General features: G+C 36.8%; 22 protein-coding genes and 2 pseudogenes. 18 read left to right on the forward strand and 6 right to left on the reverse strand.

Going from position 1 to position 24,797, the window contains the following annotated elements; genetic code table 11:
* The first annotated feature begins 2 nt into the window (after positions 1 to 2).
* Positions 3 to 704, forward strand: a complete 702-nt coding sequence (locus tag ADM90_RS22940) for an amino acid ABC transporter permease (protein ID WP_053997169.1) — start codon at positions 3 to 5, stop codon at positions 702 to 704.
* A gap of 13 nt (positions 705 to 717) precedes the next feature.
* Positions 718 to 1,473 carry an amino acid ABC transporter ATP-binding protein gene (locus ADM90_RS22945; RefSeq protein ID WP_053997170.1) on the forward strand — a complete coding sequence of 252 codons (756 nt, stop codon included), beginning with the start codon at positions 718 to 720 and terminating at the stop codon, positions 1,471 to 1,473.
* A gap of 51 nt (positions 1,474 to 1,524) precedes the next feature.
* Here the strand turns inward: ADM90_RS22945 and helD are convergent, their stop codons facing one another.
* Positions 1,525 to 3,828 carry an RNA polymerase recycling motor HelD gene (gene helD, locus ADM90_RS22950; RefSeq protein WP_053997171.1) on the reverse strand — a complete coding sequence of 768 codons (2,304 nt, stop codon included), beginning with the start codon at positions 3,826 to 3,828 and terminating at the stop codon, positions 1,525 to 1,527.
* Positions 3,829 to 4,640: 812 nt separating this feature from the next.
* On the opposite strand from helD, the pseudogene ADM90_RS22955 reads away from it, so the two are divergent.
* From ADM90_RS22955 to ADM90_RS22965, 3 genes and pseudogenes are all read left to right on the forward strand, one after another.
* Positions 4,641 to 5,592 (forward strand): annotated as a pseudogene (locus tag ADM90_RS22955) (AAA family ATPase).
* Positions 5,593 to 5,718: 126 nt separating this feature from the next.
* A pseudogene (locus ADM90_RS22960) lies at positions 5,719 to 6,247 on the forward strand (RNA ligase family protein).
* Between the two features lie 265 nt (positions 6,248 to 6,512).
* The gene (locus ADM90_RS22965) at positions 6,513 to 6,947 is read left to right on the forward strand and encodes a hypothetical protein (protein ID WP_053997172.1); all 435 of its coding nucleotides are present in this window, start codon (positions 6,513 to 6,515) and stop codon (positions 6,945 to 6,947) included.
* A gap of 75 nt (positions 6,948 to 7,022) precedes the next feature.
* Here the strand turns inward: ADM90_RS22965 and ADM90_RS22970 are convergent, their stop codons facing one another.
* Positions 7,023 to 8,213, reverse strand: coding sequence for a coenzyme F420-0:L-glutamate ligase (locus ADM90_RS22970; protein WP_053997173.1), 1,191 nt, complete (start codon positions 8,211 to 8,213; stop codon positions 7,023 to 7,025).
* Positions 8,214 to 8,334: 121 nt separating this feature from the next.
* Between ADM90_RS22970 and ADM90_RS22975 the strand changes: the two genes are divergently transcribed.
* Positions 8,335 to 9,252, forward strand: coding sequence for a LysR family transcriptional regulator (locus tag ADM90_RS22975; protein ID WP_053997174.1), 918 nt, complete (start codon positions 8,335 to 8,337; stop codon positions 9,250 to 9,252).
* Positions 9,253 to 9,264: 12 nt separating this feature from the next.
* On the opposite strand, the gene ADM90_RS22980 is transcribed toward ADM90_RS22975, so the two are convergent.
* Positions 9,265 to 10,149, reverse strand: a complete 885-nt coding sequence (locus ADM90_RS22980) for a LysR family transcriptional regulator (protein WP_053997175.1) — start codon at positions 10,147 to 10,149, stop codon at positions 9,265 to 9,267.
* 113 nt (positions 10,150 to 10,262) lie between these two features.
* On the opposite strand from ADM90_RS22980, the gene ADM90_RS22985 reads away from it, so the two are divergent.
* A complete protein-coding gene (locus tag ADM90_RS22985) occupies positions 10,263 to 11,276 on the forward strand; it encodes a YeiH family protein (protein ID WP_053997176.1) in 1,014 nt (337 codons plus the stop codon).
* An 85-nt stretch (positions 11,277 to 11,361) separates the two neighbouring features.
* Here the strand turns inward: ADM90_RS22985 and ADM90_RS22990 are convergent, their stop codons facing one another.
* Positions 11,362 to 11,694, reverse strand: coding sequence for a heme oxygenase (locus ADM90_RS22990; protein ID WP_053997177.1), 333 nt, complete (start codon positions 11,692 to 11,694; stop codon positions 11,362 to 11,364).
* Between the two features lie 562 nt (positions 11,695 to 12,256).
* Between ADM90_RS22990 and ADM90_RS22995 the strand changes: the two genes are divergently transcribed.
* From ADM90_RS22995 to ADM90_RS23015, 5 genes are all read left to right on the forward strand, one after another.
* Positions 12,257 to 12,619 (forward strand): hypothetical protein, encoded by a 363-nt coding sequence (locus ADM90_RS22995; protein ID WP_152928073.1) that lies wholly within the window; start codon positions 12,257 to 12,259, stop codon positions 12,617 to 12,619.
* 206 nt (positions 12,620 to 12,825) lie between these two features.
* A complete protein-coding gene (locus ADM90_RS23000) occupies positions 12,826 to 13,245 on the forward strand; it encodes a hypothetical protein (protein ID WP_053997179.1) in 420 nt (139 codons plus the stop codon).
* Between the two features lie 226 nt (positions 13,246 to 13,471).
* Entirely contained in the window at positions 13,472 to 13,906 is a 435-nt protein-coding gene (locus tag ADM90_RS23005; RefSeq protein WP_053997180.1) for a hypothetical protein, read from the forward strand.
* A 378-nt stretch (positions 13,907 to 14,284) separates the two neighbouring features.
* On the forward strand, positions 14,285 to 14,971 hold the full coding sequence (locus tag ADM90_RS23010) for a response regulator transcription factor (protein WP_053997268.1): 687 nt from the start codon (positions 14,285 to 14,287) through the stop codon (positions 14,969 to 14,971).
* A complete protein-coding gene (locus ADM90_RS23015) occupies positions 14,955 to 16,358 on the forward strand; it encodes a sensor histidine kinase (protein WP_053997181.1) in 1,404 nt (467 codons plus the stop codon). The genes ADM90_RS23010 and ADM90_RS23015 overlap by 17 nt, the downstream gene beginning before the upstream one ends.
* A 55-nt stretch (positions 16,359 to 16,413) precedes the next feature.
* On the opposite strand, the gene ADM90_RS25420 is transcribed toward ADM90_RS23015, so the two are convergent.
* On the reverse strand, positions 16,414 to 16,539 hold the full coding sequence (locus tag ADM90_RS25420) for a hypothetical protein (RefSeq protein WP_268766667.1): 126 nt from the start codon (positions 16,537 to 16,539) through the stop codon (positions 16,414 to 16,416).
* Positions 16,540 to 16,720: 181 nt separating this feature from the next.
* Here ADM90_RS25420 and ADM90_RS23020 point away from each other — a divergent pair, with 181 nt between their 5' ends.
* The 4 genes from ADM90_RS23020 (at position 16,721) to ADM90_RS23035 (ending at position 20,608) form a co-directional block, all read left to right on the forward strand.
* On the forward strand, positions 16,721 to 17,422 hold the full coding sequence (locus tag ADM90_RS23020) for a polyphosphate polymerase domain-containing protein (RefSeq protein WP_053997182.1): 702 nt from the start codon (positions 16,721 to 16,723) through the stop codon (positions 17,420 to 17,422).
* Between the two features lie 19 nt (positions 17,423 to 17,441).
* Complete coding sequence (locus ADM90_RS23025; RefSeq protein WP_053997183.1) at positions 17,442 to 18,125, forward strand: DUF4956 domain-containing protein; 684 nt, start codon at positions 17,442 to 17,444, stop codon at positions 18,123 to 18,125.
* 17 nt (positions 18,126 to 18,142) lie between these two features.
* A complete protein-coding gene (locus tag ADM90_RS23030) occupies positions 18,143 to 19,903 on the forward strand; it encodes a CotH kinase family protein (protein ID WP_053997184.1) in 1,761 nt (586 codons plus the stop codon).
* A gap of 240 nt (positions 19,904 to 20,143) precedes the next feature.
* On the forward strand, positions 20,144 to 20,608 hold the full coding sequence (locus ADM90_RS23035) for a class I SAM-dependent methyltransferase (RefSeq protein ID WP_235473803.1): 465 nt from the start codon (positions 20,144 to 20,146) through the stop codon (positions 20,606 to 20,608).
* A 460-nt stretch (positions 20,609 to 21,068) separates the two neighbouring features.
* Here ADM90_RS23035 and ADM90_RS23040 read toward each other — a convergent pair whose 3' ends face one another.
* Positions 21,069 to 22,265 (reverse strand): IS256 family transposase, encoded by a 1,197-nt coding sequence (locus tag ADM90_RS23040; RefSeq protein WP_053993757.1) that lies wholly within the window; start codon positions 22,263 to 22,265, stop codon positions 21,069 to 21,071.
* A gap of 270 nt (positions 22,266 to 22,535) precedes the next feature.
* Here ADM90_RS23040 and ADM90_RS23045 point away from each other — a divergent pair, with 270 nt between their 5' ends.
* Together ADM90_RS23045 and ADM90_RS23050 are read left to right on the forward strand one after the other, a co-directional pair.
* On the forward strand, positions 22,536 to 23,765 hold the full coding sequence (locus ADM90_RS23045; RefSeq protein WP_053997185.1) for an ABC transporter substrate-binding protein: 1,230 nt from the start codon (positions 22,536 to 22,538) through the stop codon (positions 23,763 to 23,765).
* 144 nt (positions 23,766 to 23,909) lie between these two features.
* A complete protein-coding gene (locus ADM90_RS23050) occupies positions 23,910 to 24,785 on the forward strand; it encodes a branched-chain amino acid ABC transporter permease (RefSeq protein WP_053997186.1) in 876 nt (291 codons plus the stop codon).
* Positions 24,786 to 24,797: the final 12 nt, after the last annotated feature.

The raw sequence follows: 24,797 nt of genomic DNA on the forward strand, positions 1-24,797 counted from the left end.
CGATGAATTGGCAATTTTTATTTGAAACATTTTTTGTGGCATTATCAGGTGTGCCAGTTGCGCTTCTTGTGACAGTTGTTGCTTTGCTAATTGCGCTACCACTTGGCTTTTTACTAGCCTTAACACGAATTAATAAAATACCTGTTATCCATCATCTAGCAAAAATTTATGTGTCCTTTGTGCGAGGAACACCGATTATTATACAAATTTTTATTATCTATAGCAGTATCCCATTAATGTTAAAAATGATTTTTGAAAAATATAATATTGCCTATGATATTTATAAAATCAATCCAATCTGGTATGCCTTTATCGTTTTTGCCTTTAGCTCAACAGCAATATTGATCGAGGTTTTTCGTTCTGCATTAAGTACAGTTGAAAAGGGGCAGTTAGAGGCAGCGTATTCTGTAGGTTTGACAACGTTCCAAGCTTATCGTCGTATCATTATTCCACAGGCTTTAGTTGTTGCACTGCCAAATATTTGTACAGCTACAGTTAATTTGATTAAGGCAACCTCTCTAGGCTATGCTATGTCCTTACCCGAAATTACCTTGAAGGCAAAGGTAGCCGCTAATGTAGGCTACAATTATGTAGAGGCTTATTTGGATATCTTTATTGTCTATTTAATTTTATGTAGTACGGTCGAATACTTATTTAAGCGTTATGAAAAATATTTAAGCAAATACAAAGCGGCGAATGTCTAAGAGGTGAATAAGCATGTTAGAAATTAAAAATATCCATAAATCATTTGGGGCTAATGAAATATTAAAGGGCGTTGATTTAGCAATTGATAAAGGTGATGTGGTTGTTATTTTAGGTCCTAGTGGGTCAGGAAAAACAACATTATTGCGCTGCATTAATTTTTTAGAGAAGGCTGATCAAGGACATGCGACATTTGGCGATATTGAAGTGGATTTTCAACATAGTAAGAAAAAGGATATACATGCTATTCGTCAGCGTGTCGCATTTGTCTTCCAAAACTATAATCTTTTTACCAATAAAACAGCATTGGAGAATGTGACAGAAGGACTGATTATTGGACGTAAAGTGCCAAAAGCAGAGGCGATGGACATTGGGAAAAAGGCGCTTGATAAAGTAGGATTATCTGAAAAATATGATGCCTATCCAAGTCAGCTATCTGGCGGTCAGCAGCAGCGAGTAGGAATTGCACGTGCTGTCGCATTAAATCCTGATATTATTTTATTTGATGAGCCAACGTCTGCGCTTGACCCTGAACTAGTAGGTGAGGTTTTGCAGGTTATGAAAAATATTGCAGCAGAGGGTACAACGATGCTTGTGGTCACACATGAAATGAGCTTTGCTAAAGATGTTGCTAATCGTGTTATTTTTATGGATGGCGGTGTTGTCGTTGAGGAAGGCAATCCCCATGATATTTTTGTAAACCCAAAAGAGGAGCGTACAAGAAAGTTTTTAAAGCGCGTCATTCCAGAGGATTATACATTCTATATTTAATAAAAAGTAAAAAATCCACTCTCAGCACGATAGCGAGGTGGATTTTTAGTGTTATTGCAGGAAAGGTGTTAATTTATTGATAGAATAAATATGCAGCTCATGCATAGCTCGTGTACAGGCTGTATAAAAATAATGACGCTCCGTTTCCCTTGAATAAGTAGCAGCAGAGGCATTATAGATAATGACAGCGTCAAACTCGATTCCCTTTGCCATATAGGCTGGTAGCAGTAAAATCCCTTTTTTAAACTGCTTTGTATCATGGGTAATGAGCTGACTATCTACGTGGCGATTTAATTGCTTATAGGCAGCAGAACATTCAGCAGCAGTTTTACAAATAACCGCAATTGTGTCGAATTGTCGGGATAGCTCGTGGATATTTTGGATAATTTGAGCTGTTAATTCTACTTCATTTGGCACAATGGTAATGGAAGGCTCTGGACCATTTCGATTGAATGCCTCTACCTCACTGCCGTCATTTAAAATTTTAGCTGTAAGCTGGATAATTTGCTTTGTCGAACGATAGCTTTTCGTTAAAATCATTTTTTCTGCTTGCTCGCTATATAATTTGGGATTAAGCAGGGAAGGGTTATCAAAAGTATGTGGATGAATGGTTTGATGCCCATCACCTAAAATAGTCATACGCGCCTTTGGAAATAATTGTTGTAATAATATTAATTGAAATGGTGAATAGTCTTGTGCTTCATCAATCAAAACATGATGAATCATTGTATTAGTCTGCTGTCCTTCAATTTTATCCTGCAAATATAAAAATGGTGCAGCATCTTCGTAAGTAATTAGACGTTTTGCTAAATTAGGGAGTGTCTGTTGACAAATGTCCTCCCAATGATCTGGCACAAGATGCTGTAATTTTTGATAAACAGTATTATTCAAATCAAAGAGCTGACGATAAATGCCTAATATATGCACAAATTTTAAGTGTTTAATGGAGTTGCGTAGTGGCTTTAACTGCTTTTTAACAATTTGCTTGGCTAATTTCTTTTGTTCTTGATCGAAGTCATCGAAGGAATTTTCCGTAAAATGCCCTTCGTATAATAGTTTACTATAAGATTTAGTGTAAGCCTCTGTATCTAATAAATCCATGGCCTCCTCTACCCATTCCTTTGTCCATTCCGTCTTTTCAAATTTTGTGAGCCTTTGCAATAACCATTTCTTCACAAGCTGTAGACGATCTGGTATGGATAGAGAGGAGGGGAATGAATAAAAGTATTCAGCAATTTCCTGAGCTGTAATAATTCGTTCTCCACGAAAAACAATATTTTTAAATAATAAACCTTTGTTAGACAAATAGCTGATATATTCATCCATTAATTGCTTGTAAGCAAGGCTTGCTTTGAAAGTAATACTATTCAGCTTCATTTCATAAAAGGTACTATCCTTTTCCGTTAAAAGCTGTTCAAGCTGCTCATAAGGATATTCCAACTGAAACTGGCGGCCTAAACGCTTTTCGATATACTCTGTAAACGTTAGCTGCTGCATATTATCCTCGCCTAAATCAGGCAAAACGGTATGGACATATTGATTAAATAGCTGGTTAGGCGTAATCAGTAAAATTTGATCAGCTGTTATTTCATTGCGATAGCGATACAATAAATAGGCAACTCGTTGAAGCGCAACAGCTGTTTTACCGCTACCTGCAACACCCTCTACAATTAGATAGCGTGAGCGAAGATGGCGAATAATTTTATTTTGCTCAGCCTGAATTGTGGCAACAATACTGCGAATATGCTCATTGGCATTTTGCGCAAGAATATCAAGCAATAAATCATCACCAATTGTAAGCCCTGTATTAAACATTGATTGAAGCTCGCCATTTTTAATAATAAACTGTCGTTTTAATAGCATCTTGCCATAAATTTCTTCCGTACTTGTTGTATAGTAAGCATCGCCGGGGGTGTGATCATAATACATACTGGATATAGGCGCTCGCCAGTCATAAATGACGATATTTTCATCCTGTTGATCCAATAATGTAGCAACACCAATATAAATCTTTAAGGGCTCTTGTTGACCATCCTGTAAAAAATCAATACGCGCAAAATAGGGCGATTGCTGTAAACGTTCATAAACCTTCATATTACGAATGGCACGCTGCTGTGCAAGCTCTGAATCTGATAATAGCTCCACCTGCTGTTTAATCGCCATAAAGGTTTCATCTACATCTTCAGCAGTATCTAAATTGACACGAACATCATCCCAAAAGGTTTTTCTAATCGTCCCAGCATTTTCTTTAAAGCCCTTTTCTTTATGCAAAAGCTCCTTTATTTTATCGTCAATGATCGTTAAACAATGTGCAAGGTAATGTTTTTCCTCTAACCAGTCCTTTTGATTTTCCAACGTCTCCTCACATTCCTCTCCATAATCATTTAAGAAATTTATCATACTGCTAGTTACGAAAGAAATATAGACTAATATTTTTTGTAAATTTATGTTATAATAAAGGTACAAAGTAAGAGCAAATTGAATGATAGAGGCTGTTCCATAAATAGTTGGAGCAGTCTTTTTTATATGCGAAATATTTCAATAGTATTCCTCATTTCAGCAAAATTATAATAGAACACTATTGAAAAATCCTCAAAAACCCTTGCTGCCTTCATTGTTTTCAAAACGCCCATTTAATGGAACAATTTTGTGTATTACCGTATATAATTTTATTTTTTAACCTAGTAGTCAGCGTTATCTCAGCAGAAATGTAAGGAAATTCGTTCAGATGAAGTGAGTATTGTTTACCATCAATATCTATTAATAAACTGTACCCTGTAGAATAGTCTTTTTTTAGTGTCTAATCTAGGTAGAGAAGTCTTTTTAATCCTGTATTAACATAATAGAAATTTTAAACTTTTATTCCTTTATCATCAATCGGTGAGGGTGAGGAAAATTCTCCACTGATTGAAGGTTCGCTTTATATTCAAAAAAAGTGTTTATAATTTGGTTAAAAAGGTAGGAATAGGACGTATTTACAATATTATTTCTCGGGGAATGAAATAATAAATTGTATGGATGAAAGTAGACCAAGAAGGCAGGGGAATAAGGTAGTTTATGATTCCTGTCTTTTGTACTGCTAGTAGCTTCAATAGTCTAGTATTGCAAGCGAAAGCTAAAGGATTGCTTTATGAAAACGATATAGATCTTTGAAGAGAGGTGAGAATATGAAGGTTATTTTTACAGTAGGATTACCTGGGAGCGGAAAAAGTACATTTGTGCAAAAGCTAGCAAAAGAGGAAAATGCATTTATTCTTTCAAGTGATACGCCAGAAGTTATTTGGTGATGCATCCAAGCAGAAATCGCGGGTAGTTTTTCGTGTTTTGTATGAGCGGCTGAATCAGCATATGGCAAAGGGTCACTCTGTTATTGTAGATGCTACTAATATCGAAAGAGAGCGAAGAATATTTGCATTGCATAAGCTACCAAGCTCACTCCAAAAGGAATGCTATTACTTTGACACGCCCTATGCTAAATGTGTTGCAAGAAATCAACAGCGCAAGCGACAAGTACCGTTAGTGATTATGGAAAAAATGAGAAAACATTTAGAGTTTCCGACAGTAGGAGAAGGATTTGATCAGGTACATATTGTACATGAGACAGAACCTTATGGTATTTCAATGCAGCAATTTATCGGGCTTAGTCAGCGACAGCCTACTTATGAGGAGCTTTTTCAGGTGTTACAGGCTATCCTATGCTTTAGAGAAATTTATCGCTTTCATCAAGAAAATCCGTACCATCAATTTTTACTATGCCAGCATACGTATTTTGTTTTCTCCTATATAAATGAATACTATATGGAAAACGATAAGCTAGCATTGCAAATTGTTGCACTATTTCATGGTATTGGCAAGCCATTTTGTAAAAAATATAAACCATTGCAACAGCGATATGGTTATTTTGGGCATGAAAATGTTTCTGCACAAATCGTTTGCCATTTTTTATTTGAGTTAGGCTTTAAGGAGGATTTTGTGCTAAAGGTTGTTTATTTAGTCCAGTTTCATATGCTTCTCCAGTATGGTGGTGATAGAGGTAGTAGCCAAATTTATCATTTACTAGATGGTGATTTATTGACAAGGCTTTATTTTTTCCGTGAGGCAGACCAATTTGCAAAATAACAAGGAAGTGAGAAAATGACCAATTATATTAAATATCCACGGAGCTTTCATTTACCATGGAGCAGAGGCTATACACATGATGATAAGGTTGCGAAAAATGTTGCCCATTTTATTGGATAGGAAGTAGTGGTAACTGAAAAGCTAGACGATGAAGGTACAACGCTTTACAAAGATTATATGCATGCAAGAAGTATTCATTCAGCAAATCACCCTTCGAGAAATTGGGTGAAAACATTCCATGCAAGCTTTGCTTATCGAATCCCAGATGGTTGGCGCTTATGTGGTGAAAATGTGTATGCTAAGCATTCTATATTACTATCAAGCATTAACAAGCTATTTTTATTTATTTAGTATTTGGAATGAAGACAATATATGCTTAAGCTGGGATGAAACAGTAGCATATGCAACTAAATTAGGCATTGAAACGGTTCCTGTTTTATATGAAGGTCTTTTTGATGAAGTGAAAATTAAACGCACATTTACAGGAAAATCAATATTTGATGGTGAGCAGGAGGGTTATGTAATTCGCAATGTGGAAGCCTTTCATTATAATGATTTTCAATATAACTTAGGGAAATTTGTTAGACCACAACATATTCTAACAAGCGAGCATTGGCTACAGGAAGAAATGACTCCAAATAAATTAAACATCTAATAAGTGAGCGAGAAGGGACTGAGAACAATGTAAAACTGAATAAAAAATAATCATCCATTTTAAATTATGAGGAAGAATGCAAAGGTCACATAGCCCTATATAAAAGGGACTTACAGGTTCGACTCCTGTCATCCTCCTATGAATACGCAAATGTCAAAGTATTGTTCAATCAATGTTTTGATATTTTTTTATTTTTTTAGCCTAAATTTAACCTTCAACTGTTATTTTTGATAAAGAGTAGATAAAAAATGGGAGGTAGATGGATATGAGGGAAACATTAATTGGTAATGCAGTAGTGTTAAGTTTATTGATAGGTGGAGGAGAAATAGTCTCTGCTCATAAAGCAATTCAGTCACTTGATATAGAGGGAATAGATTTAGAAACAGCTTTAATGGAAATCCAAGCAAAGCGAATACAGCTATTAGATGAGCAGTTAAGAGGTCAAACAGTGGTTGTTGAGCAGAAGTATCAAGAAATGGTTAGATTAAATGAACAGATCGCAGCGCTATATAACGAAGGGGTAGCAACGTCAGACCAACAGATGGAAGCATTAACGACTCAATTAGATGCTGTAAGTAATTCGCATCAAATGAAAATACAATATCTACAAAGTCTAAAGAAAAAACGCAATGAGGTGATGACGAACTTTATGAAAACAATCCAAGGTCATCGCTCAGCTATTTTTGAAAATTTGCGTTAATAGTATAAGCAAAGAATCTACTATATATAAAAAGCGGATTTGGACAATAATGCATTTGCCAAATCCGCTCTTTGTTTATTTTGTATAGTTATCAAAATAGCCTTGAATATAAATCATCGGTGTTCCTTTATCGCCTGAGCCTGATGTTAGGTCAGATAGGGAGCCGATAAGGTCTGTTAGGCGACGAGGTGTTGTTCCTTGTGCAGCCATTTGACCTGTCAAATCTTCATCTTTATTTTGGATATAATCAGAAATAGCTGCTTTTAGTTCTTCTCCTCGCAGGTCTGCAAAATCGTTATCCGCTAGGTATTTTAATTTAACCTCATTCGGTGTCCCATTTAATCCTGCTGTGAAAGCTGGGGAGACCACTGGATCTGCAAGCTCCCAAATTTTCCCGACAGGATCTTTAAATGCGCCATCACCATAAATCATGACTTCGATGGTTTTTCCAGTAGCTTCTTTAACTTTTGCTTGAATACCATCAACGATTGGCTGACATGTATGTGGGAATAGCTTGATGCTATCCTCCGTTGCTTTATTGGAGCCAAGTAGACCGTACTCAGCGTTAAAGCCAGAGCCATTGATAGATTCAGCTAAAATATTATCAAGACTGTAAACTTTTTCGGCACCATTCGCCGTTAAAATACGTTTTGTGCGGAAGCGTGTATGAATATCACATGTTAACACACTCTTCGTATAATCTAAAATAGTTTTAGGGTTATTCGAGAAGATAACCTCACATGTAGCGCCCTCTGCTTCAATAAGTTCTTTATAGTATTCAATATAATCTACACCTGTAAAGGTATGCTTTTTATAGCCAAAATGCTCACGGAATTCAACCTCATTTAATGTATCTGTCCAAGGGTTAATGCCTTTTACATCTAGCTCGTCAATATCTACAAGATGATTACCAACCTCATCAGATGGGTAACTTAGCATTAAAACAACCTTTTTAACACCCTTAGCAATACCACGTAAACAGTTTGCGAAGCGATTTCGGCTTAAAATTGGGAAAATCACACCCACTGTATCGTCACCGAATTTTGCTGCCACATCTACAGCGATATCATCAATTGTTGCATAGTTCCCTTGTGCACGTGCCACAACAGATTCTGTTACTGTCACAATATCACGATCTTCAATAGCATAGCCTTCAACTTTTGCCGCATTTAATACTGTATCTACAACAATTTGTTCAATATTATCGCCTTCATTAATAATGGGACCACGAAGCCCTCTTACTACTGTACCGATTACACGTTCCAACTTAATCTCTCCTTATTCGACAATCGTAAAGTGAAATAAAACTCATATAATTTTACTATACGCCTCAGTAATGATATAAGTAAAATTAATAGTTTATATAAGAGCTATAAGGGGTGCTTATATGATAGGGAAATTAGATTTATATCGTGTTTTTAGTGTTGTCGCTAAAAATAATAGCTTTTCGAGAGCAGCTAAGGATTTATATATGACACAGCCAGCTGTTAGTCAAGCTATGATGCAATTAGAAAAGGAGCTAGGTACACGTCTTTTTAATCGGACACCTAAGGGGGTAACATTAACAACAGAGGGTAGCCTGCTTTTTGAATATACCAACTCTGCATTAGGGCTATTGGACGCTGGCGAGGAAAAGCTGCTAGAATTTAAAAATTTAACAACAGGACAGTTAAAAATTGGGGTAGGGGATACGATTTCTCGTTTCTTTTTAATGCCTTATTTAGAGGCATTTCATACAATGTACCCCAATATAAAGCTACAAATGCTAAATGGCACAACCTCTGAAATTTGTAATTTTATTAAATCCGGTGAGGTAGATATTGGACTTTGTAATTTTCCGATAGAAGATGCAACATTACAATTGACTGTATGTACAGATGTTCAGGATATTTTTGTCTGTGGTGAAAAATATAAAACATTAGTGTCTAAAAGCCTGAGCTATCAAGACCTTTTAAAATTCCCACTGGTGTTTCTTGAGAAAAAATCAAATTCAAGAAGATATGTAGAGGATTATTTAGTTGGTTATGGCATTCATATTGAGCCAGAGTTTGAGCTAGGCTCACATGATCTTGTGCTTGAATTTGCGCGCAGTAATTTAGGAATTGCCTGTGTCACAAAGGAGTTTTCTAAGGATTATCTGCAACGAGGACTTCTTTATGAGCTAATATTAGAGGAAAGCATTCCACCAAGAAGTATTGGCATATGTTATTTAAAAACTGTGCCTCTTTCTAGGGCAGCAACAAAATTTGTGGAGATCATTGAACATAAGCGGTTAAATACTAGAAAAACAATGAAGAAAGCTTAGCGACAGTAAAAGTCAGCTAAGCTTTTTTAATAATGCATTCATCAATATGTCAACATTACGCTTATTCTTCATGGTTGGTGAGTAAAGATAGGAAAATGTTCGCATAAAATGCTGCCCTTCGAGAGGAAGGGTTGTCAGATCACCATTCTTTACCTCACGCTCAATTACACAGGCAGATAATAAGGAAAGACCAAGGCCTTGTACAACACTCTCTTTGACTCCCTGATTACTACTAATTGTTAAAAGCGAATGAATCTGTAAACCATTTGCTCTAAATAAATGATCTAAATAATAACGTGTTCCTGAGCCTTCCTCACGCGCCACCCAGCTTTGTTGTTGAAGCTTATCAGCCGTAATGGGCTTTTGTCTTGTTAGAGGATGGTCACTTGCACTCACAATAAATAACTCATCTTGCATAAATGGTTGTATAAATAGCTCCTGATCCTGAGCTTGTCCTTCTATTAGCCCAATATCAACTTGCAATAATTTAGTATATTGAATGATTTCCTTTGTATTACCAATAATAACTTGAATCTCAAGTTGTGGGAATTGCTGATGGAGGTTGGCTAGGATGGGCGGCAATATATATTCTCCGATGGTAAAGCTTGCTCCAATGATGAGTGATCCTTGTACCTCGTGATGATAGGTAGCAATATCGTCCCTAGCTGCTTCAGTGATAGCCATGATTTGTTTTGCTCGTTTATAAAGAATTTCGCCAGTTGGTGTAATTTGAACAGATTTTGGTGAACGAATAAATAATGTTGTGTGTAATTCTTGCTCTAAGTTTTTAATATGTAGGCTGACACTTGGCTGTGAAATATGAAGTATTTCTGAGGTCTTTGTAAAATTATTGACCTCTACCAGTGTGACAAATGTTTTTAAAGCATCATATTGCATATCCTCACCCCTATTATTAGAAATATTAATAATAACAATTATATATATCTATTTTACTAATGATGAGCTTTTTAATAAAGTAGGAAGCAACAAGGGAGAAAGAAGTGAACATCATGGTAAATAGACAGAATGACATAAAATATTTTCCTCATCTAGCCTTTTTTAAAGGAATTTTATTAACATTTTTTATCGCTTTAGCGGCAAAATATATTGCTACATTTTCGTTATTTTCAATGGTGGGACAGTTAGTGATAGCCATGGTATTAGGAGTGGCTTGGCGAGCAGCATTTACAGTACAGGCTTCGTGGCAAGCAGGTATCACATTTTCCAGTAAGAAGCTGCTACGGTTCGGTATCATTTTATTGGGCATGCGCTTAAATTTGGTAGATATTTATCATACAGGAGCCAGCGTTTTTTTAATCGCAGTTATTGATCTGCTATTTGCATTAATAGTTGTGTATGGATTAACGAAAATGTTTAAAGTCGAGCAGAAGCTAGGGATCTTAACAGCTTGCGGAACGGCTATTTGTGGAGCCGCTGCTGTAGTAGCTATTGCCCCTCAAATTAAAGCAAATGAAAAGGAAACGGCAGTAGGGGCAGCTATTGTGGCATTGTTAGGGACAGTATTTACACTTATTTATACAATACTTTATTCCATTATTCATTTAACACCAACTGAATACGGGATTTTCGCAGGTGGCACGTTACATGAAATTGCGCATGTCATTGCGGCTGCATCTACTGGTGGTAAGGAAGCGGTGGATCTAGCTGTTATTGTAAAATTAACGCGTGTGGCGCTGCTTGCACCAATTGCTATTATTATCGGCGCTTTCTATCAAAAGGTGGATAAGGGTGAGGAAAAGGTCTTGTCATTATCGATTATTCCATGGTTTATTGTAGGGTTTTTAGCGATGGGAGCTTTTAATTCATTAGGTATTGTAGAAGCGAATACAGTACAAAGCATTGTGAATATTGCCTATATTTTAATTGCTATGGCGATGGCTGGTCTTGGCTTAAATATTGAAATTAAAACCTTTAAGGAGCTTGGTGTAAAGGCCTTTATTGCTGGCTTAATTGGTTCACTTTGTCTAGCCATAATGGGCTATATACTCGTTATTTTTTTATAAGAAAAGACCCTGCATAAAATTTTCATATGCAGGGCTTTTTCAGATAGAATCAGAAGATCATGTATAAAATGTTACTTGTTGTTTATTATCGTAAAGCTTCAATGGAAGATGCGAGTTCCGCAACTACAATTTTGCTGCCGATAATCGGACTATCAGCTTTGTCACCCTCAGAGCCCGAACCTGGACGTTGATGAGCTGCAGCAAATGCATCGCTATTGCGCCATGCTTGGAAATGCTCCTTGGATTCCCAATACATATTCACACTCATTTCGTCATAAGTAGGATCATCCGTTGAAATTAACACCTCTACTTTATGGAAGCCTTCAAATTGTTGTAGAGGACCTGGTTTTGTAAAATTCGGTGCCATTCTTGCAGCAAAGCCTGGTTTTACTTGAATGCGGTTCGTTACAATAATCATGCTTTTCCCCCCTTACTATTAGTTACTAAGTATTTGAATGAGTTATCATTGATTATCATTCGCAATCAATCATAAGTGGCATAAGAAGTCATTGTCAATAGTTGCCCCTTATATCGGCTAATATTTTCCCGACAGTATTTGGTTAGTGATTTGCGGTGGATACTATTCTAGTAAAGTATGAGATTGTCGATATTAGTCAATTTCTATTGGAAGCGGTGGAAGGTTATGCAAAAAGATAGAATGTATAGATGTCCAATTATATTTGCTAAAACAACAAGATTAGGCATTTATTTTGATGTATAGAAGGAAACATGCAATTCATCAAAAAACATGGTGTTGGTGATCGAAATGTTATCTTTTTTCCTGTAAATTTAATTAAGGGATGGATGATAATTTTATCGGCACCATTTTTTAAATTAAAAATATTTATTTAACTATTTTTATATAAATGAGTAGTAATGTTATAATACGGAATTATATAATAAATTCGGATTATGTAGTCGCAATATTCATAAATCTTTTTACAACACATCCACCACCCTCACTAACAAGATGCCACAACATGAAACGAAAAAACAGTGGGAGAGTTGAGATGATAAATGGTCTTCATGATACAGTAAAATTTGAATTTAACGTTTCAATTTTTAAAAACGGAGGGAGAACAAAATTAAAAATTTTATCTGTAGTATGTTTGGCGTTAATAATAATATTTACAGAGGCTATGCCCACATTTGCACTAACATCAGAAAACAAAGCTTTCCCCTATTATACAAACTTAAATCATATTGAATTGACGGAAGATCAATACAAGAATTTGGCAAGGGTATCCGATGAAGATACAATCGCAACATTCACGCAAGATATGGTAGATATACTTGCAAATGATACAACTTTAGAAACAAGAGGTCATTCTAAATATATATAAACAGATACAGTTGTTGATTTCCTCGGAAATGTAATTTCTACAACGGATACAGAAGTTACTGAAAAGGAAGCGATGGAATTTATAGAAAATCCGCCAGTTCAATTGAAAGGATATCCTGTTCACCAAACGACTATGAAACGATTAACAATTAATGTTACCGCTGGATCACTTTCGAGTAAGTGACCTGTGAATGGTTAGCGGGTCAAATGCCTGCAACTCGTTCCCACGATGTGATCGCTATAAGACCTGGTCTTAGTATAGGTCTAAATGATCGTAGCAGTATTACGGGATATTTAAAACATAATGGTTCTATTGTTCAAAATTATACTAAAGGTCATAGTAATATAAAAGATATTTCAGGTGGTGTAGGTCTTAGTATGTCTTTACCAAGCGGTGGAACGTCCATGTCACATGGGTTAACCATGATTGTTATATCTAATAGGGATCCATTTACTGCTTATGGTAGTTTCCAACATGCCCAATCTGCGGTTACGTTAGCGGATTCAAAAGCATACAATATTAATAGTAGTGGATTGGGATCAGTCATCGACTTTACGAATACAACTACAAGATCAAAATACGATGCTATGCAAGGCGTAAATGTACATGGAGTACAGATACATTAGATTGTAGATAATAAATGTAAAGGTCCAAAAAGTTGAATGATCGACTAAATGTGACAAAATGAGAAACCAAAGAATGTTGATTTTACAGCATTCTTTGGTTTTAAATATATAGGAACAAGTTAAATGATGTAATAAATGTAAAAGTGCAATCTAGTTCATGATATGAATCGTAGGTAACACATGATCGTATAATGTCAAAAACATGATCTGATCCATGGGGGATACGATGAAAAAATATATATTTCTATTTTTCATTATAATTTGTATGTTAATTATAACAGGGTGCGAGAACGATAAAAATAAAGATTTGACTTGTACTAAAATAGCTGGTGAGAATGAGGAATTTATTTTGAAGTATTCGTTTAAAGAGGGGAAAGTCTATTTGTTGGATTGGACCTTGACAGCACCAGGGAATCCAGATGTTTATGGTAGACCCTATTATGAAAGAGAATTAAAAAAGTTTAATCGGATACCAGGTTGTACACAAGCAATCACAGAAAACAATGAGACAAGACATACGCTAAAGCAAGTTTGTGATCTTAGTAAAATGTCAGACCAGGATATCCAAACAGTATATTCAACTAACAGAAGTTCATTAGAGACTACAAGAAAGGAAACGTTAGATTGGCACGAACAGGATACGCTTACAAAATGCGAATAAAATAAACCTTTAAATCAGTAGCACATTTTTTCCATACCTTAAAGAATAAATGCTCATGGATTATCTATTCTTTAGGTTTATTGTCGCCTTCCCATCTTTTCTGTTAAATTTCTAGTGTTGAAAAAGACCTTTGCCCTTTGTTGTTACAGTTAAGCGTAATAGTCGCTAAAACATAACCATATCCAATGCATTTGGGTATGGTTTTTACTTTTGGGCATGCTAAAATAAAGCACTCTTTACTGAGGAAATTTTTTGAGTGGGTTATCATGCGCAATCAATCATAAGTAAAGTAGAAAGACATTATCGATAGCTGACACTTCCCTGACATTATTCGGTGCTATACTGATAGAAAAAAGGCTAATAGTGAGGTGGATGGCTGTGGCAAATATATTAGTGGTGGAAGATGAATATGCAATCAGCCAGGTTTTAACGGTTTATTTAAAAAAGGTAGGCTATGAGGTGACACAATGCTTTAATGGTGGACAGGCATTAGATGTATTTCATAAGGTACAGCCAGACTTAGTATTGCTAGATATTATGCTGCCCGAGAAAAATGGGTGGTTGATTTTAAAGGAAATAAGAGAGCTAAGTGCTTGTCCCATTATTATGTTAACCGCATTAGGTGAGGTGAATAATCGTTTAGAGGGCTTTGAGCAAGGTGCAGACGATTATATTGCTAAACCTTTTATTGCAGATGAAGTTGTGGCAAGAGTAAAGGCAGTGTTACGACGTACCACAGGGAATCTTGATCCAACTTCTATAAAGCGCTATGGAGCTCTTCAAATTGATCGTAAGGCACATCAGGTATTTTTAGGAGAGGAAGAAATTATATTAACACCAAGAGATTTATCAGTACTGTTGTTTTTAGCTGACCATCCGAACCAAACGTTTACACGTGACCAGCTTATCGATCAAATTTGGGGTTGGGAATATGAGGGGAGCGATCGAGCCGTCGATTTAGCTATTAAGAGGCTACGTAGGGCATTAAAGGAATGGGATGAAGCAGAGGGAGAAATAAAGACACTACGTGGATTGGGGTATCAGCTAAGTGTTTCAAAAAAATAAACGCATTGCCTTACTCCATTACTGGACAAGCCGCTATTTACTCACCCTTTTCATCGGGCTAGCGATTATTTCATTGATTTCTGCAGCATGGATTCGTCATACAACCTTTGAAAATCGCTTAGAGATGATGGCGTTTTTAGCAGATGAAACCGTTTATCGTCTTACTGATACATCTGAGCCAAATGGTATTCCGGGCTTTATCGGTGATCGAGAACGTTTTACTATGAGGGAAATTGATCCTATTTTATATGTGGTAGATACAGCAGGCAATATATTGACAAGTAATCGTCCTGTGCCACCTGATCGTGTTAAAAATATTGCTAGCTTATTGGATGGCAAAGAGGGCATAGCGAAAATAACGGATGAGCAAGCATCTATTCAATATGTTGTGAAAAGAAAAATAGAAAGTAATCATAAGTTAATGGGCTGGGTACTTGTGATGGAAAAAAGCGACAATTTAACAAGAGTGAACCAGGCATATGGTCAGCTTGCACTGTTAATTGGGGCGTTAGCTGTTTTAGGCTGGATCGCTATTTATTTTTTATCAAAGCGTTTAGCCTATCCAATTAAGCAAGTAGCGAAAGCCGCAAAGCAAGTGCAGGAAGGAAATTATACCATTGATTTGCCTCAGGATAGTAAGGAAGAAGAGGTATATGAGCTTGTGACCTCCTTTGAAAATATGGCACATAAGCTAGAGCAGCTGGAGAAAACCCGAACGGAATTATTAGCAGGTGTTACGCATGAGCTGAAAACACCTGTGACATCTATAAGTGGCTTATTACAGGCTGTTAGAGATGGCGTTGTAACTGGACAGGATGCAAAGGAATTTATTGATATGGCGATGGTCGAAACAATGAAGATGAAAACAATGGTCGGTGATTTACTGGCGTTTAATCAATTTGCTGTGGATGCTATTCCAGTCAAGCTTGAGGTTGTGAATGTTAATCAGCTTCTGCGTGATGCGGTGATGCAGTGGAAAGTCATGCAAGAAGAGGAACGGGTAGATGTACAATTACATTTACTAGAGCAAGCCGTAATGGTTCAGGCAGATATTGTACGTGTTCAGCAAATTATGACAAATCTATTTACCAATGCCAAACAGGCAATGGACAATGGCACGATTACAATCACTGTAATGGATCAGGGGGCTACACTAGCTATTGTGGTGAAAGATACAGGTGATGGTATCCCGCTGGAAGATCAGGCATTTATTTTTGAGCGTTTTTATAGAGGGGAAAATAAAAAATATACTATTAGAGGACTAGGTCTAGGGTTACCACTTAGTAAAATGATGGCACAATCGATTGGTGGTGACTTGCGATTAATCGAAAGCGACACCTCTGGGACATGCTTTGAATTTGTATTGCAAAAGGCTACTACGTCATAAGAGCGTAGTAGCCTTTTCTTATGTTTGTAGGCAAAATAAAAAGAATTAAGTCCAATTAGAGCCAATCTTTTACATATGCGATTAATCCTAGGAATGTACCTATCCCTGCACCAAAGAAAATAGGAATTATAATATTGGGATTATACCTTTTTTTATTTAGTAGTTTATTATTATGATTCATTAAAATTCCTCCTACCATTCTTTATTCACTATACGGAAAAATTAAGAAAACGTTTCAGGCTTTCTTCAACAGGACAAAAAGAAAATAGTAGACTGACATCTGCCTGACACAAAGGCCCTTTATAGTAGGTCATGTAAGCAACACTAGCACGACTAAAGAAAACGAAAGAAAGGTGATGTATATGCCTATTGTTACTTCATTTAACCCAAATGGTCGCAAGGAAATTAAGCAGGCGATCTCCTATCCAGATTATGCGTTATTAAAGGCTAAGCTTCAATATGTGATGCAACTAGATAAACATGCAGGCAAGAATGGCAAATATTTAATTCGGAGCACATACTTCGATAATTTTGCCAATAAAGTGCTCAATGAGAAAAAAGAGGGCTATATTAATCGCGATAAATATCGAGTGCGTATCTATGGTAAATCCAGTGCCATTATTAATTTGGAGCGCAAGAGTAAGCGCAATAATTTAACCTTTAAAACAAAATGTGCCATCTCACAAGCAGAGTATGAGAAAATGCGCGTTGGAGATATAGCGTGGATGGAGGAAGATAAACGAGCGCTTATTCGAGACCTATACCAAGAGATGCATTATAGCCAGCTTAAGCCAACAACAGTAGTAGATTATGAACGAGAGGCCTATATCTATCCATTTGGCAATGTGCGCGTAACTTTTGATAGTAAGGTGCAATCAAGTCTACGCAATACAGATATGTTTAATCCAGAGTTACCTATGGTGGATGTATTGGAGCCAAACCTTGTCATTTTAGAAGTGAAATATGATGAATATTTACCAGATATCATCAAGTATTTACTACAGTCTGTGGATACACGTGCAGAAGCCTATTCAAAATATCAACTCAGTCGTATGTACGGCTAATATAAAGGAGACATGAATGATGGATACAATTAATTTTAGTGATATTTTTAAATCCAATTTTTTAGAAAAAACAACATCATTTTCATTGATTGATTCTGTGATTGGATTAGTAGTAGCATTTTTTATCGGGCTTTTTATTTATGTGGTTTATAAGAAAACCTTTAATGGTGTGATTTACTCACATTCCTTCAATATTTCCTTGTTAATTATGACAATGGCCACAGCACTTGTCATTATGGGGATTAGCTCCAATGTGCTGCTATCGCTTGGGATGGTTGGAGCCCTATCAATTGTGCGATTCCGTACACCAATTAAGGACCCAATGGATTTAGTATATATATTCTGGGCAATTGTTTCTGGTATTTTATGTGGCGCAGGCTTTATACCCTTAGTGATTATTGGCGCTGTGTTAATTGGACTTGTATTGCTTGTATTTGTCAATAAAATTACTGTAGAAAATCCTTATTTATTAATTGTAAAGCTTGAGGAAGAGCTTGCTAATGCAGAGGTAGAGCGCATTATTGCTGCTGAAACAAAAAAATTCGCGCTGAAGTCTAAATCCATTATGCAAATGGGGGAAATTGAAACAACTTATGAAATTCGTATCAAGCAAAATGATGCTAAACTGATGGATCGTTTAACAAAGGTTCCAGGTGTGCAATCTGCCATTATGCTTAGCTATGATGGGAATTTCACGGCGTAATAAAAGAGGTGTAGACTATGATAAAAACACGCATTGTCTATCTGTGCATGGCGATACTGCTTGTTCTCTTTGCTGTGATATATGCGGTGCTTCCGAATATAGGCATTGAAACAAAAAAAACTGAGTTTTCCTATGAGAATTTGGTATTTAATAAAAATAAAGTCACAACCGTTGATATTGAAATAGCTGAGGAAGATTGGGCTGATATGCTTGAAAATGCAGCAGAGGAGGAGTTAAAGCAGGCCACTATCACAGTTAACGGCAAGAAAGTAGAAAATGTTGCTATTCGCACAAAGGGCAATTTATCGTTACGTTCGGTTGTGAATAGTGACTCTGATCGCTATAGTTTAAAAATTGATTTTGATTATTATGATAATACACAAAGCTTATATGGTTTGAAAAAATTAAACTTAAATAATAATTATAGTGACACTACATTGATGCGAGAATATATTTCCTATGAATTGATGGAGCAAATGGGCTTACCAACGCCAGCTCATTCCTATATGTATGTCACTGTAAATGGTGAGGAACGCGGCTTGTTTTTAGGTGTGGAGGCCGTGGATGAAACCTTTTTAGCAAATAACTATGGCTCTAATGATGGTTTTTTATTTAAACCAGATGGAACAGGCAGTGATTTACAATATATTAGTGATGATCTAGCAGACTATACAGGTATTGGCTTAAAGACCAATGAAGGCAATAGTGATGAATCGAAGCTTATTGAAATGCTGGATGCTATCAATAATGGCGGAGATATTGAGCAATACATTGATGTCGATGAAATGTTGCGCTACTTTGCCGTAAATACAGCAATTGTGAATTTAGATAGCTATCAAGGAAATATGAAGCACAATTACTATCTGTATGAACAAAATGGGGTGTTTTCTATTATTCCATGGGATTATAATATGGCATTTGGAGGCTTTGGTGCTGGTGGTGGTAGAATGGGTGGAGAAAATGATCAAAATCCAGCCAATACTTCTACTAATAGGGAAAGAACTTTTGTCCAAAATAATGAACAACCTGCTCAGGCAGATGGTGAAGATAAACAGCAACAAGGTGGCGTCTTTAATATGGGAATGGGCATGTCAGGCAACCTATTAGATGAGAGTGCCATTAATTTTAGTGTGACGACCCCAGTTTCTGGTACAACGTTAGAGGAGCGACCATTGCTCAATGCTTTACTTGTAAATGAGGAGTACCGTGCCAAATATGAAAGCTATTTAGAAAAGCTAGCAACCACTTATTTAACAGAGGAGTATATACAATCCATTACTAAAAATTTAGCGGTGCTATTAACAACCTATGTGGAGGCAGACCCTACAAAATTCTCAACAACAGAGCAGTTTTTAGCAGCAGTTGAGGGTGACAACAGCCTGCCTGAGTTTGCTAAACAACGCTCGGCTTCTATTTTAAAGCAGTTATCAGGAGAGCTTGTGGTGGAAGCATCTACAACGACAAATATGCCAGCACCTAATGAAAATGGTGCTATGCCAGAAAACTTTGATCCGAGTCAGTTTCCAGAGGATTTTGATCCAGCGCAAGGCCCACCGTTTAACAGGGAAGGTAATGGTCCAGGGGAGGGACAGAATGGCGAACCTATGCAACGTCCTGGTGGAAACGGATTTAAAATGGGGATGCCAGGTGCAAATGGTGAACCATCGAATCAAGCAACTGTTATTGATAAAAATACAGTACTTACAGTAACGGTATCCTTAGTATTCCTCCTCCTAGCAATCTTATTTGTTGTTAAATTTAAACGTAGAGGCCGCTAAAAAATAACCATATCCAATGCGTTTGGATATGGTTATTGCCTTTTCTCATGCTAAAATAAAGCATTCTTTGCTGAGGAGCCTTTTTATATGAATGAATATCAGTTTGATAAATATTAGTTTGATAAATATTTACATATTAATACTGTTGGGGAACAATATGGATTCCCTAAGCTGTCCCATTATCATCGCTATGAGCCAACACCTTATACTGGACTAGAACAGTTATTTGCTGTCTATGAGATGCCAGCTCATCCTGTTTTTATTGATATGGGATGTGGGAAAGGACGTGTACCCATTTATGTCTATGATAAATTCCGTGTGCCAACAATTGGAATAGAAATGGATATAGGATTTTATAGAGAGGCTGAAGAGAATAAGCGAAGTTATCTACACAAGAAACATGCTCATGCGCCTATCTCATTTATTCATACTATTGCTGAAGCCTATGAAGTAAAATCATGTGATAATGTTTTTTTCTTTTTCAATCCCTTTTCGATTCATATTTTCCGTACAGTAATTCATAATATTTGGAAATCCTATGAGCAGCGAATGCGAGATATTCATATCATTTTATATTATCCACCCTATGATTATTTACAATTCTTACATCATGGAACGCCCTTTGAATTACTTCATGAAATTCATTTAGAAAATGAAACAAATCTTAATGAACGCCTTTGTGTATTTGGTTTAAAAAAAGCTTAGAGGAATGAAAGTCATCTCTAAGTTTTTTATTTTGCCTCTTAAGTAATCTTTTTTTGATGTATTCTACTGAATTATTTTCAGGGAAATAATCATTATTTATGGAGGACATTAATTAAATAGGTACTCCTATTTTTGTATAGCCAGCTTTTGTTTTTAATGACTGTTGTAGTGAAAATCAATGATTTGTTAAGCTTATCGAGGAAAAAAAATAATCATTTAACACTACTGCTAGTTGTATGTATAAAATTAATAGATAATTCATAGAAACAATTATACTGAAAAATCACACTAGACTAAATATAAGGTACTGTCAATATTTTTGTGTAAATGACGATTCACCCGTTCAAGGGAACTCATCACCTGTGTATTCAATTGTACTTGTTCGAAGTGTTGATTTGAGTGTGTAGGAAAGGGCTAGCCCTTTCCTACACACTCAAATTTCGCGCTGGCGCGTCCCGGTCTAGTTTGCCGGTTCGTGCAGCTGCTCAAACATTTCTTCTAGCTTTGCACGGGCCTGATTGAAGCCGATGTGGCAGCGTGTGGCGAAACGTTGATTATAGTCTTCGAACTGCGTCACTAAAAAGCGCTCCAACGATTCTTCGTTCGGGAACTGTTCCTTGCGCTTTGTATATTTTTTGATTTGCTTATTGAACGACTCGATTAAATTCGTCGAGTAGATGCTTCGCCAAATCGCCTTGGGAAAGCCGTAAAACGTCAGTAAATACGGGTTTTCGAGTAAGCCTTGTGCGACTTTTTTATACGATTTGCCCCATTTTTCGCAGAACGTCTCGAGCGCTTTTTTCGCTGCTTCAGCGTTCTTTGCCTGGTGAATCGTTTTAAAATCCTCGCACACTTCCTTGCGATCTTCTACTCGGACTTTATGCATGATATTGCGTGCCACATGGACAAGGCACACCTGATATTTTGCCTTTGGAAACACATTAAACACAGCGTCTGCCATGCCTTTTAAGCCGTCTGATACGAATAAAAGTACGTCTTCTACACCACGGTCTTTGAGCTCTTGTAGTAGCTCCTGCCAGTTGTAGGCCGATTCTGTTGGGGCAATCGTATAGCCAAGCACTTCTTTAGAGCCGTCTTCACGAATACCAACTGCAATATAGACGGCCTCTTTTGACACCGTATCACGACGCACGGCAATATACGTCGCGTCTAAATACACGCATACGTAACGATTGTGCAAAGGACGGTTATTAAAGGCTTCTACCGTTTCTGAAACAGCCTTTGTCATATTCGAAATCGTTTGCGGCGTATAGTGATGCCCATACATTTTCTCAATTAATTGCGCAATTTCCGCCATCGTAATGCCTTTTTTGAACAAGTGAATGACCGTTTCTTCCAGCGTATCGTTCGAGCGCTTATATGGTACCACTGTCTGTTGTTTAAACTCACCGTTGCGATCCCGCGGGATTTGAAGCGTTAAATCGCCGTACTCCGTGTGAAGTGTACGCGAATAAGACCCATTGCGAGAATTGCCTGAGTTGAACCCGATACGATCGTATTTTTCGTAATCCAAAAATTCCGTCAGCTCTGTCGCCAGTAGCGAGTTGATCGCCATTTCCAAGTGCGAACGAAAAACCTCGGTAATATCTTGTTTTTTGACTAGTGCATCGACAATTTCTGTTGTAAACTGATTCATAGGGAAGACCTCTTTTCTAGGATTGGTTGTGGTGACTTAATTCTACCAAGAAAGGGTCTTCCTTTTTCTATGGAATTTTCTATTTACACAAAATATTTTATACTCTCAAATATAAAGAATGCTTTACAATGTAAAAGGCTTAAATGAATAATATTTTCTTTTATTAAAGATAGTTATAAATAATTATTTTTCTATTGAGCAAATGCAATTTATTGTTTATAATTATCAGAAATATCTAATATTTGAAAAACTTTCAGGGGGAATTTAATTATGAAAGAGAGCAAAAAGCTTAAGAAGTTCGGTTCACTTTTAGTAGCATCATCATTGCTTGCTGGCGTTTTAGCTGGTTGTGGTAATGGAGGCGATTCAGGCTCTGGTGGAGGCTCATCTTCATCAGGTGGTGGTTCATCATCAGATGGCGATACAATTAAAATCGGCGCCAACCTAGAACTTTCAGGGAACGTAGCTTCCTATGGTTCCTCTATTGGATTAGGTGCAGAACTAGCTGTAAAGGAAATTAACGATAATGGCGGTATTGATGGTAAGAAAATTGAGCTAATTAAAGTAGATAATAAATCCGAAAACGCTGAGGCAACTGCAGCAGCTATGAAACTTATCACACAAGATAACGTAGTAGCTATGCTAGCGCCTGCCACTTCAGGTAATACAGTAGCAACTGTACAAATTGCAAATGATAATAAGATTCCGATTGTTACTGGCTCTGGTACAGCACCAAATATTACAGTAAATGAAGACGATGGCACTGTGAATGAATATGCATTCCGTACTTGCTTTATCGATCCATTCCAAGGAATTGTAGCTGCTAACTTTGCTTCAAATGAGTTAGATGTGAAAAACGTAGCTATTTTTGCAGATAACGCATCTGATTATGCAAAGGGCTTAGCAAAATCCTTTAAAGAAACGATTACAGCAAATGGTGGAAACATTGTAGCTGAAGAAGCATACGTAGCGAAGGATGCAGACTTCCGTACACAGTTAACAAGTATTAAATCAAAAAATCCTGACTTTATTTTTATTCCTGGATATTATGAAGAGGTTGGTTTAATTGTTAAGCAAGCACGTGAATTGGGTATTGATGTACCTTTAATGGGTGCTGATGGTTGGGATTCACCAACTTTAGTAGAGCTAGCTGGTGCAGAGGCATTGAATAACACATATATTACAAACCACTACTCTGCAGAAGACCCAGAACAAAAAATTCAAGATTTTGTAAAGGCATTTAAAGAGGCAAATGGTGACAAAGCACCTGATGCATTCAACGCACTTGGTTATGATTCTATTTACTATATTGCAGATGCAATTAAACGTGCGGGCTCTACAGATGGAGAAGCGATTAAAGATGCATTAGCTGACACAAAAGATCTTTCTTTAGTAACAGGTACTTTCTCAGTTGACGAAGACCATAACCCAATTAAAACAGCAACAGTTCTTGAATTTAAAGACGGTAAACAAGTGTTCAACTCTAAAGTAAATCCTTAATGTTTTGTAAGTAAGGGGGAGGCGGGTAAACACGCCTTCCTTTTTTATGCTGTAGATTACTAGAATGATAGTAGAGAGCATAAATTTTTATAGATGTATGCATTTATTTTTCAATTTTCAGAAAATTAAAAGGAGTGAACGCACATGGAATGGATACAGCAGCTTGTGAATGGTATTTCACTAGGTAGTATCTACGCGTTAATAGCGTTAGGGTATACGATGGTATACGGAATTATTAAGCTGATTAACTTTGCTCATGGTGATGTTTTCATGATCGGTTCGTTTATTGGCTTTTACGCAATTGCTAAATGGGAGCTTGGCTTCTTTCCTGCACTGTTATTGGCGATGACAGTCTGTGCGATTATGGGTGTGTTAATTGAACGTATTGCCTATAAACGTTTGCGGAATGCCACACGTATTGCGGCGTTAATTACAGCAATTGGTGTATCGTTATTAATCGAATATACAACAATTTTCTTCAGAGGCGCACAACCAGCAGCATACCCTGAGGTATTTAAAAATAAATCATTGGATATTTTCGGTGTACAAATTAGTAGTACATCTATTCTAATTTTAACGGTCGCAGTTGTGCTGATGATTCTTTTACAATTCATCGTACATAAAACTAAAATCGGGAAAGCAATGCGAGCCGTTTCTCATGATGCGGATGCAGCGCGTTTAATGGGAATTAACGTAGATAATACAATCTCTGCAACATTTGCCATAGGCTCTGCCTTAGCAGGTGCAGCAGGTGTTATATTTGGTGTGTATTATACAAAGATTGACCCATTAATGGGCGTTATTCCAGGGGTGAAAGCATTTATTGCAGCCGTTCTTGGTGGTATTGGTATTATTCCTGGTGCTATGGTTGGCGGTATGCTACTTGGTGTTGTGGAATCATTAGTAAGTGCGCTTGGCTTCTCGTTATGGCGTGATGCAGCGGCATTCGTTATTTTAATTTTAATTTTAATCTTCAGACCATCGGGTATCTTTGGTAAAAACGCCCGTGAGAAAGTGTAGGTGAGCGGTATT

This window comes from Lysinibacillus macroides (genome assembly GCF_001281525.1).
Classification (GTDB): Bacteria; Bacillota; Bacilli; order Bacillales_A; family Planococcaceae; genus Lysinibacillus; species Lysinibacillus macroides.

What these genes read in the sequence shown, in the direction of transcription:
- ADM90_RS22975 (WP_053997174.1), top strand. Translation starts at nt 8,335, where the DNA reads ATGATAGGGAAATTAGATTTATATCGTGTTTTTAGTGTTGTCGCTAAA.
- ADM90_RS22985 (WP_053997176.1), top strand. Translation starts at nt 10,263, where the DNA reads ATGGTAAATAGACAGAATGACATAAAATATTTTCCTCATCTAGCCTTT.
- ADM90_RS22940 (WP_053997169.1), top strand. Translation starts at nt 3, where the DNA reads ATGAATTGGCAATTTTTATTTGAAACATTTTTTGTGGCATTATCAGGT.
- ADM90_RS23025 (WP_053997183.1), top strand. Translation starts at nt 17,442, where the DNA reads ATGGATACAATTAATTTTAGTGATATTTTTAAATCCAATTTTTTAGAA.
- ADM90_RS25420 (WP_268766667.1), bottom strand. Translation starts at nt 16,539, where the DNA reads ATGAATCATAATAATAAACTACTAAATAAAAAAAGGTATAATCCCAAT.
- ADM90_RS23020 (WP_053997182.1), top strand. Translation starts at nt 16,721, where the DNA reads ATGCCTATTGTTACTTCATTTAACCCAAATGGTCGCAAGGAAATTAAG.
- ADM90_RS22945 (WP_053997170.1), top strand. Translation starts at nt 718, where the DNA reads ATGTTAGAAATTAAAAATATCCATAAATCATTTGGGGCTAATGAAATA.
- ADM90_RS23045 (WP_053997185.1), top strand. Translation starts at nt 22,536, where the DNA reads ATGAAAGAGAGCAAAAAGCTTAAGAAGTTCGGTTCACTTTTAGTAGCA.
- ADM90_RS23000 (WP_053997179.1), top strand. Translation starts at nt 12,826, where the DNA reads ATGCCTGCAACTCGTTCCCACGATGTGATCGCTATAAGACCTGGTCTT.
- ADM90_RS23030 (WP_053997184.1), top strand. Translation starts at nt 18,143, where the DNA reads ATGATAAAAACACGCATTGTCTATCTGTGCATGGCGATACTGCTTGTT.
- ADM90_RS23050 (WP_053997186.1), top strand. Translation starts at nt 23,910, where the DNA reads ATGGAATGGATACAGCAGCTTGTGAATGGTATTTCACTAGGTAGTATC.
- ADM90_RS23035 (WP_235473803.1), top strand. Translation starts at nt 20,144, where the DNA reads ATGCCAGCTCATCCTGTTTTTATTGATATGGGATGTGGGAAAGGACGT.
- ADM90_RS23040 (WP_053993757.1), bottom strand. Translation starts at nt 22,265, where the DNA reads ATGAATCAGTTTACAACAGAAATTGTCGATGCACTAGTCAAAAAACAA.
- ADM90_RS22980 (WP_053997175.1), bottom strand. Translation starts at nt 10,149, where the DNA reads ATGCAATATGATGCTTTAAAAACATTTGTCACACTGGTAGAGGTCAAT.
- ADM90_RS23005 (WP_053997180.1), top strand. Translation starts at nt 13,472, where the DNA reads ATGAAAAAATATATATTTCTATTTTTCATTATAATTTGTATGTTAATT.
- ADM90_RS22965 (WP_053997172.1), top strand. Translation starts at nt 6,513, where the DNA reads ATGAGGGAAACATTAATTGGTAATGCAGTAGTGTTAAGTTTATTGATA.
- ADM90_RS22995 (WP_152928073.1), top strand. Translation starts at nt 12,257, where the DNA reads ATGAAACGAAAAAACAGTGGGAGAGTTGAGATGATAAATGGTCTTCAT.
- ADM90_RS22990 (WP_053997177.1), bottom strand. Translation starts at nt 11,694, where the DNA reads ATGATTATTGTAACGAACCGCATTCAAGTAAAACCAGGCTTTGCTGCA.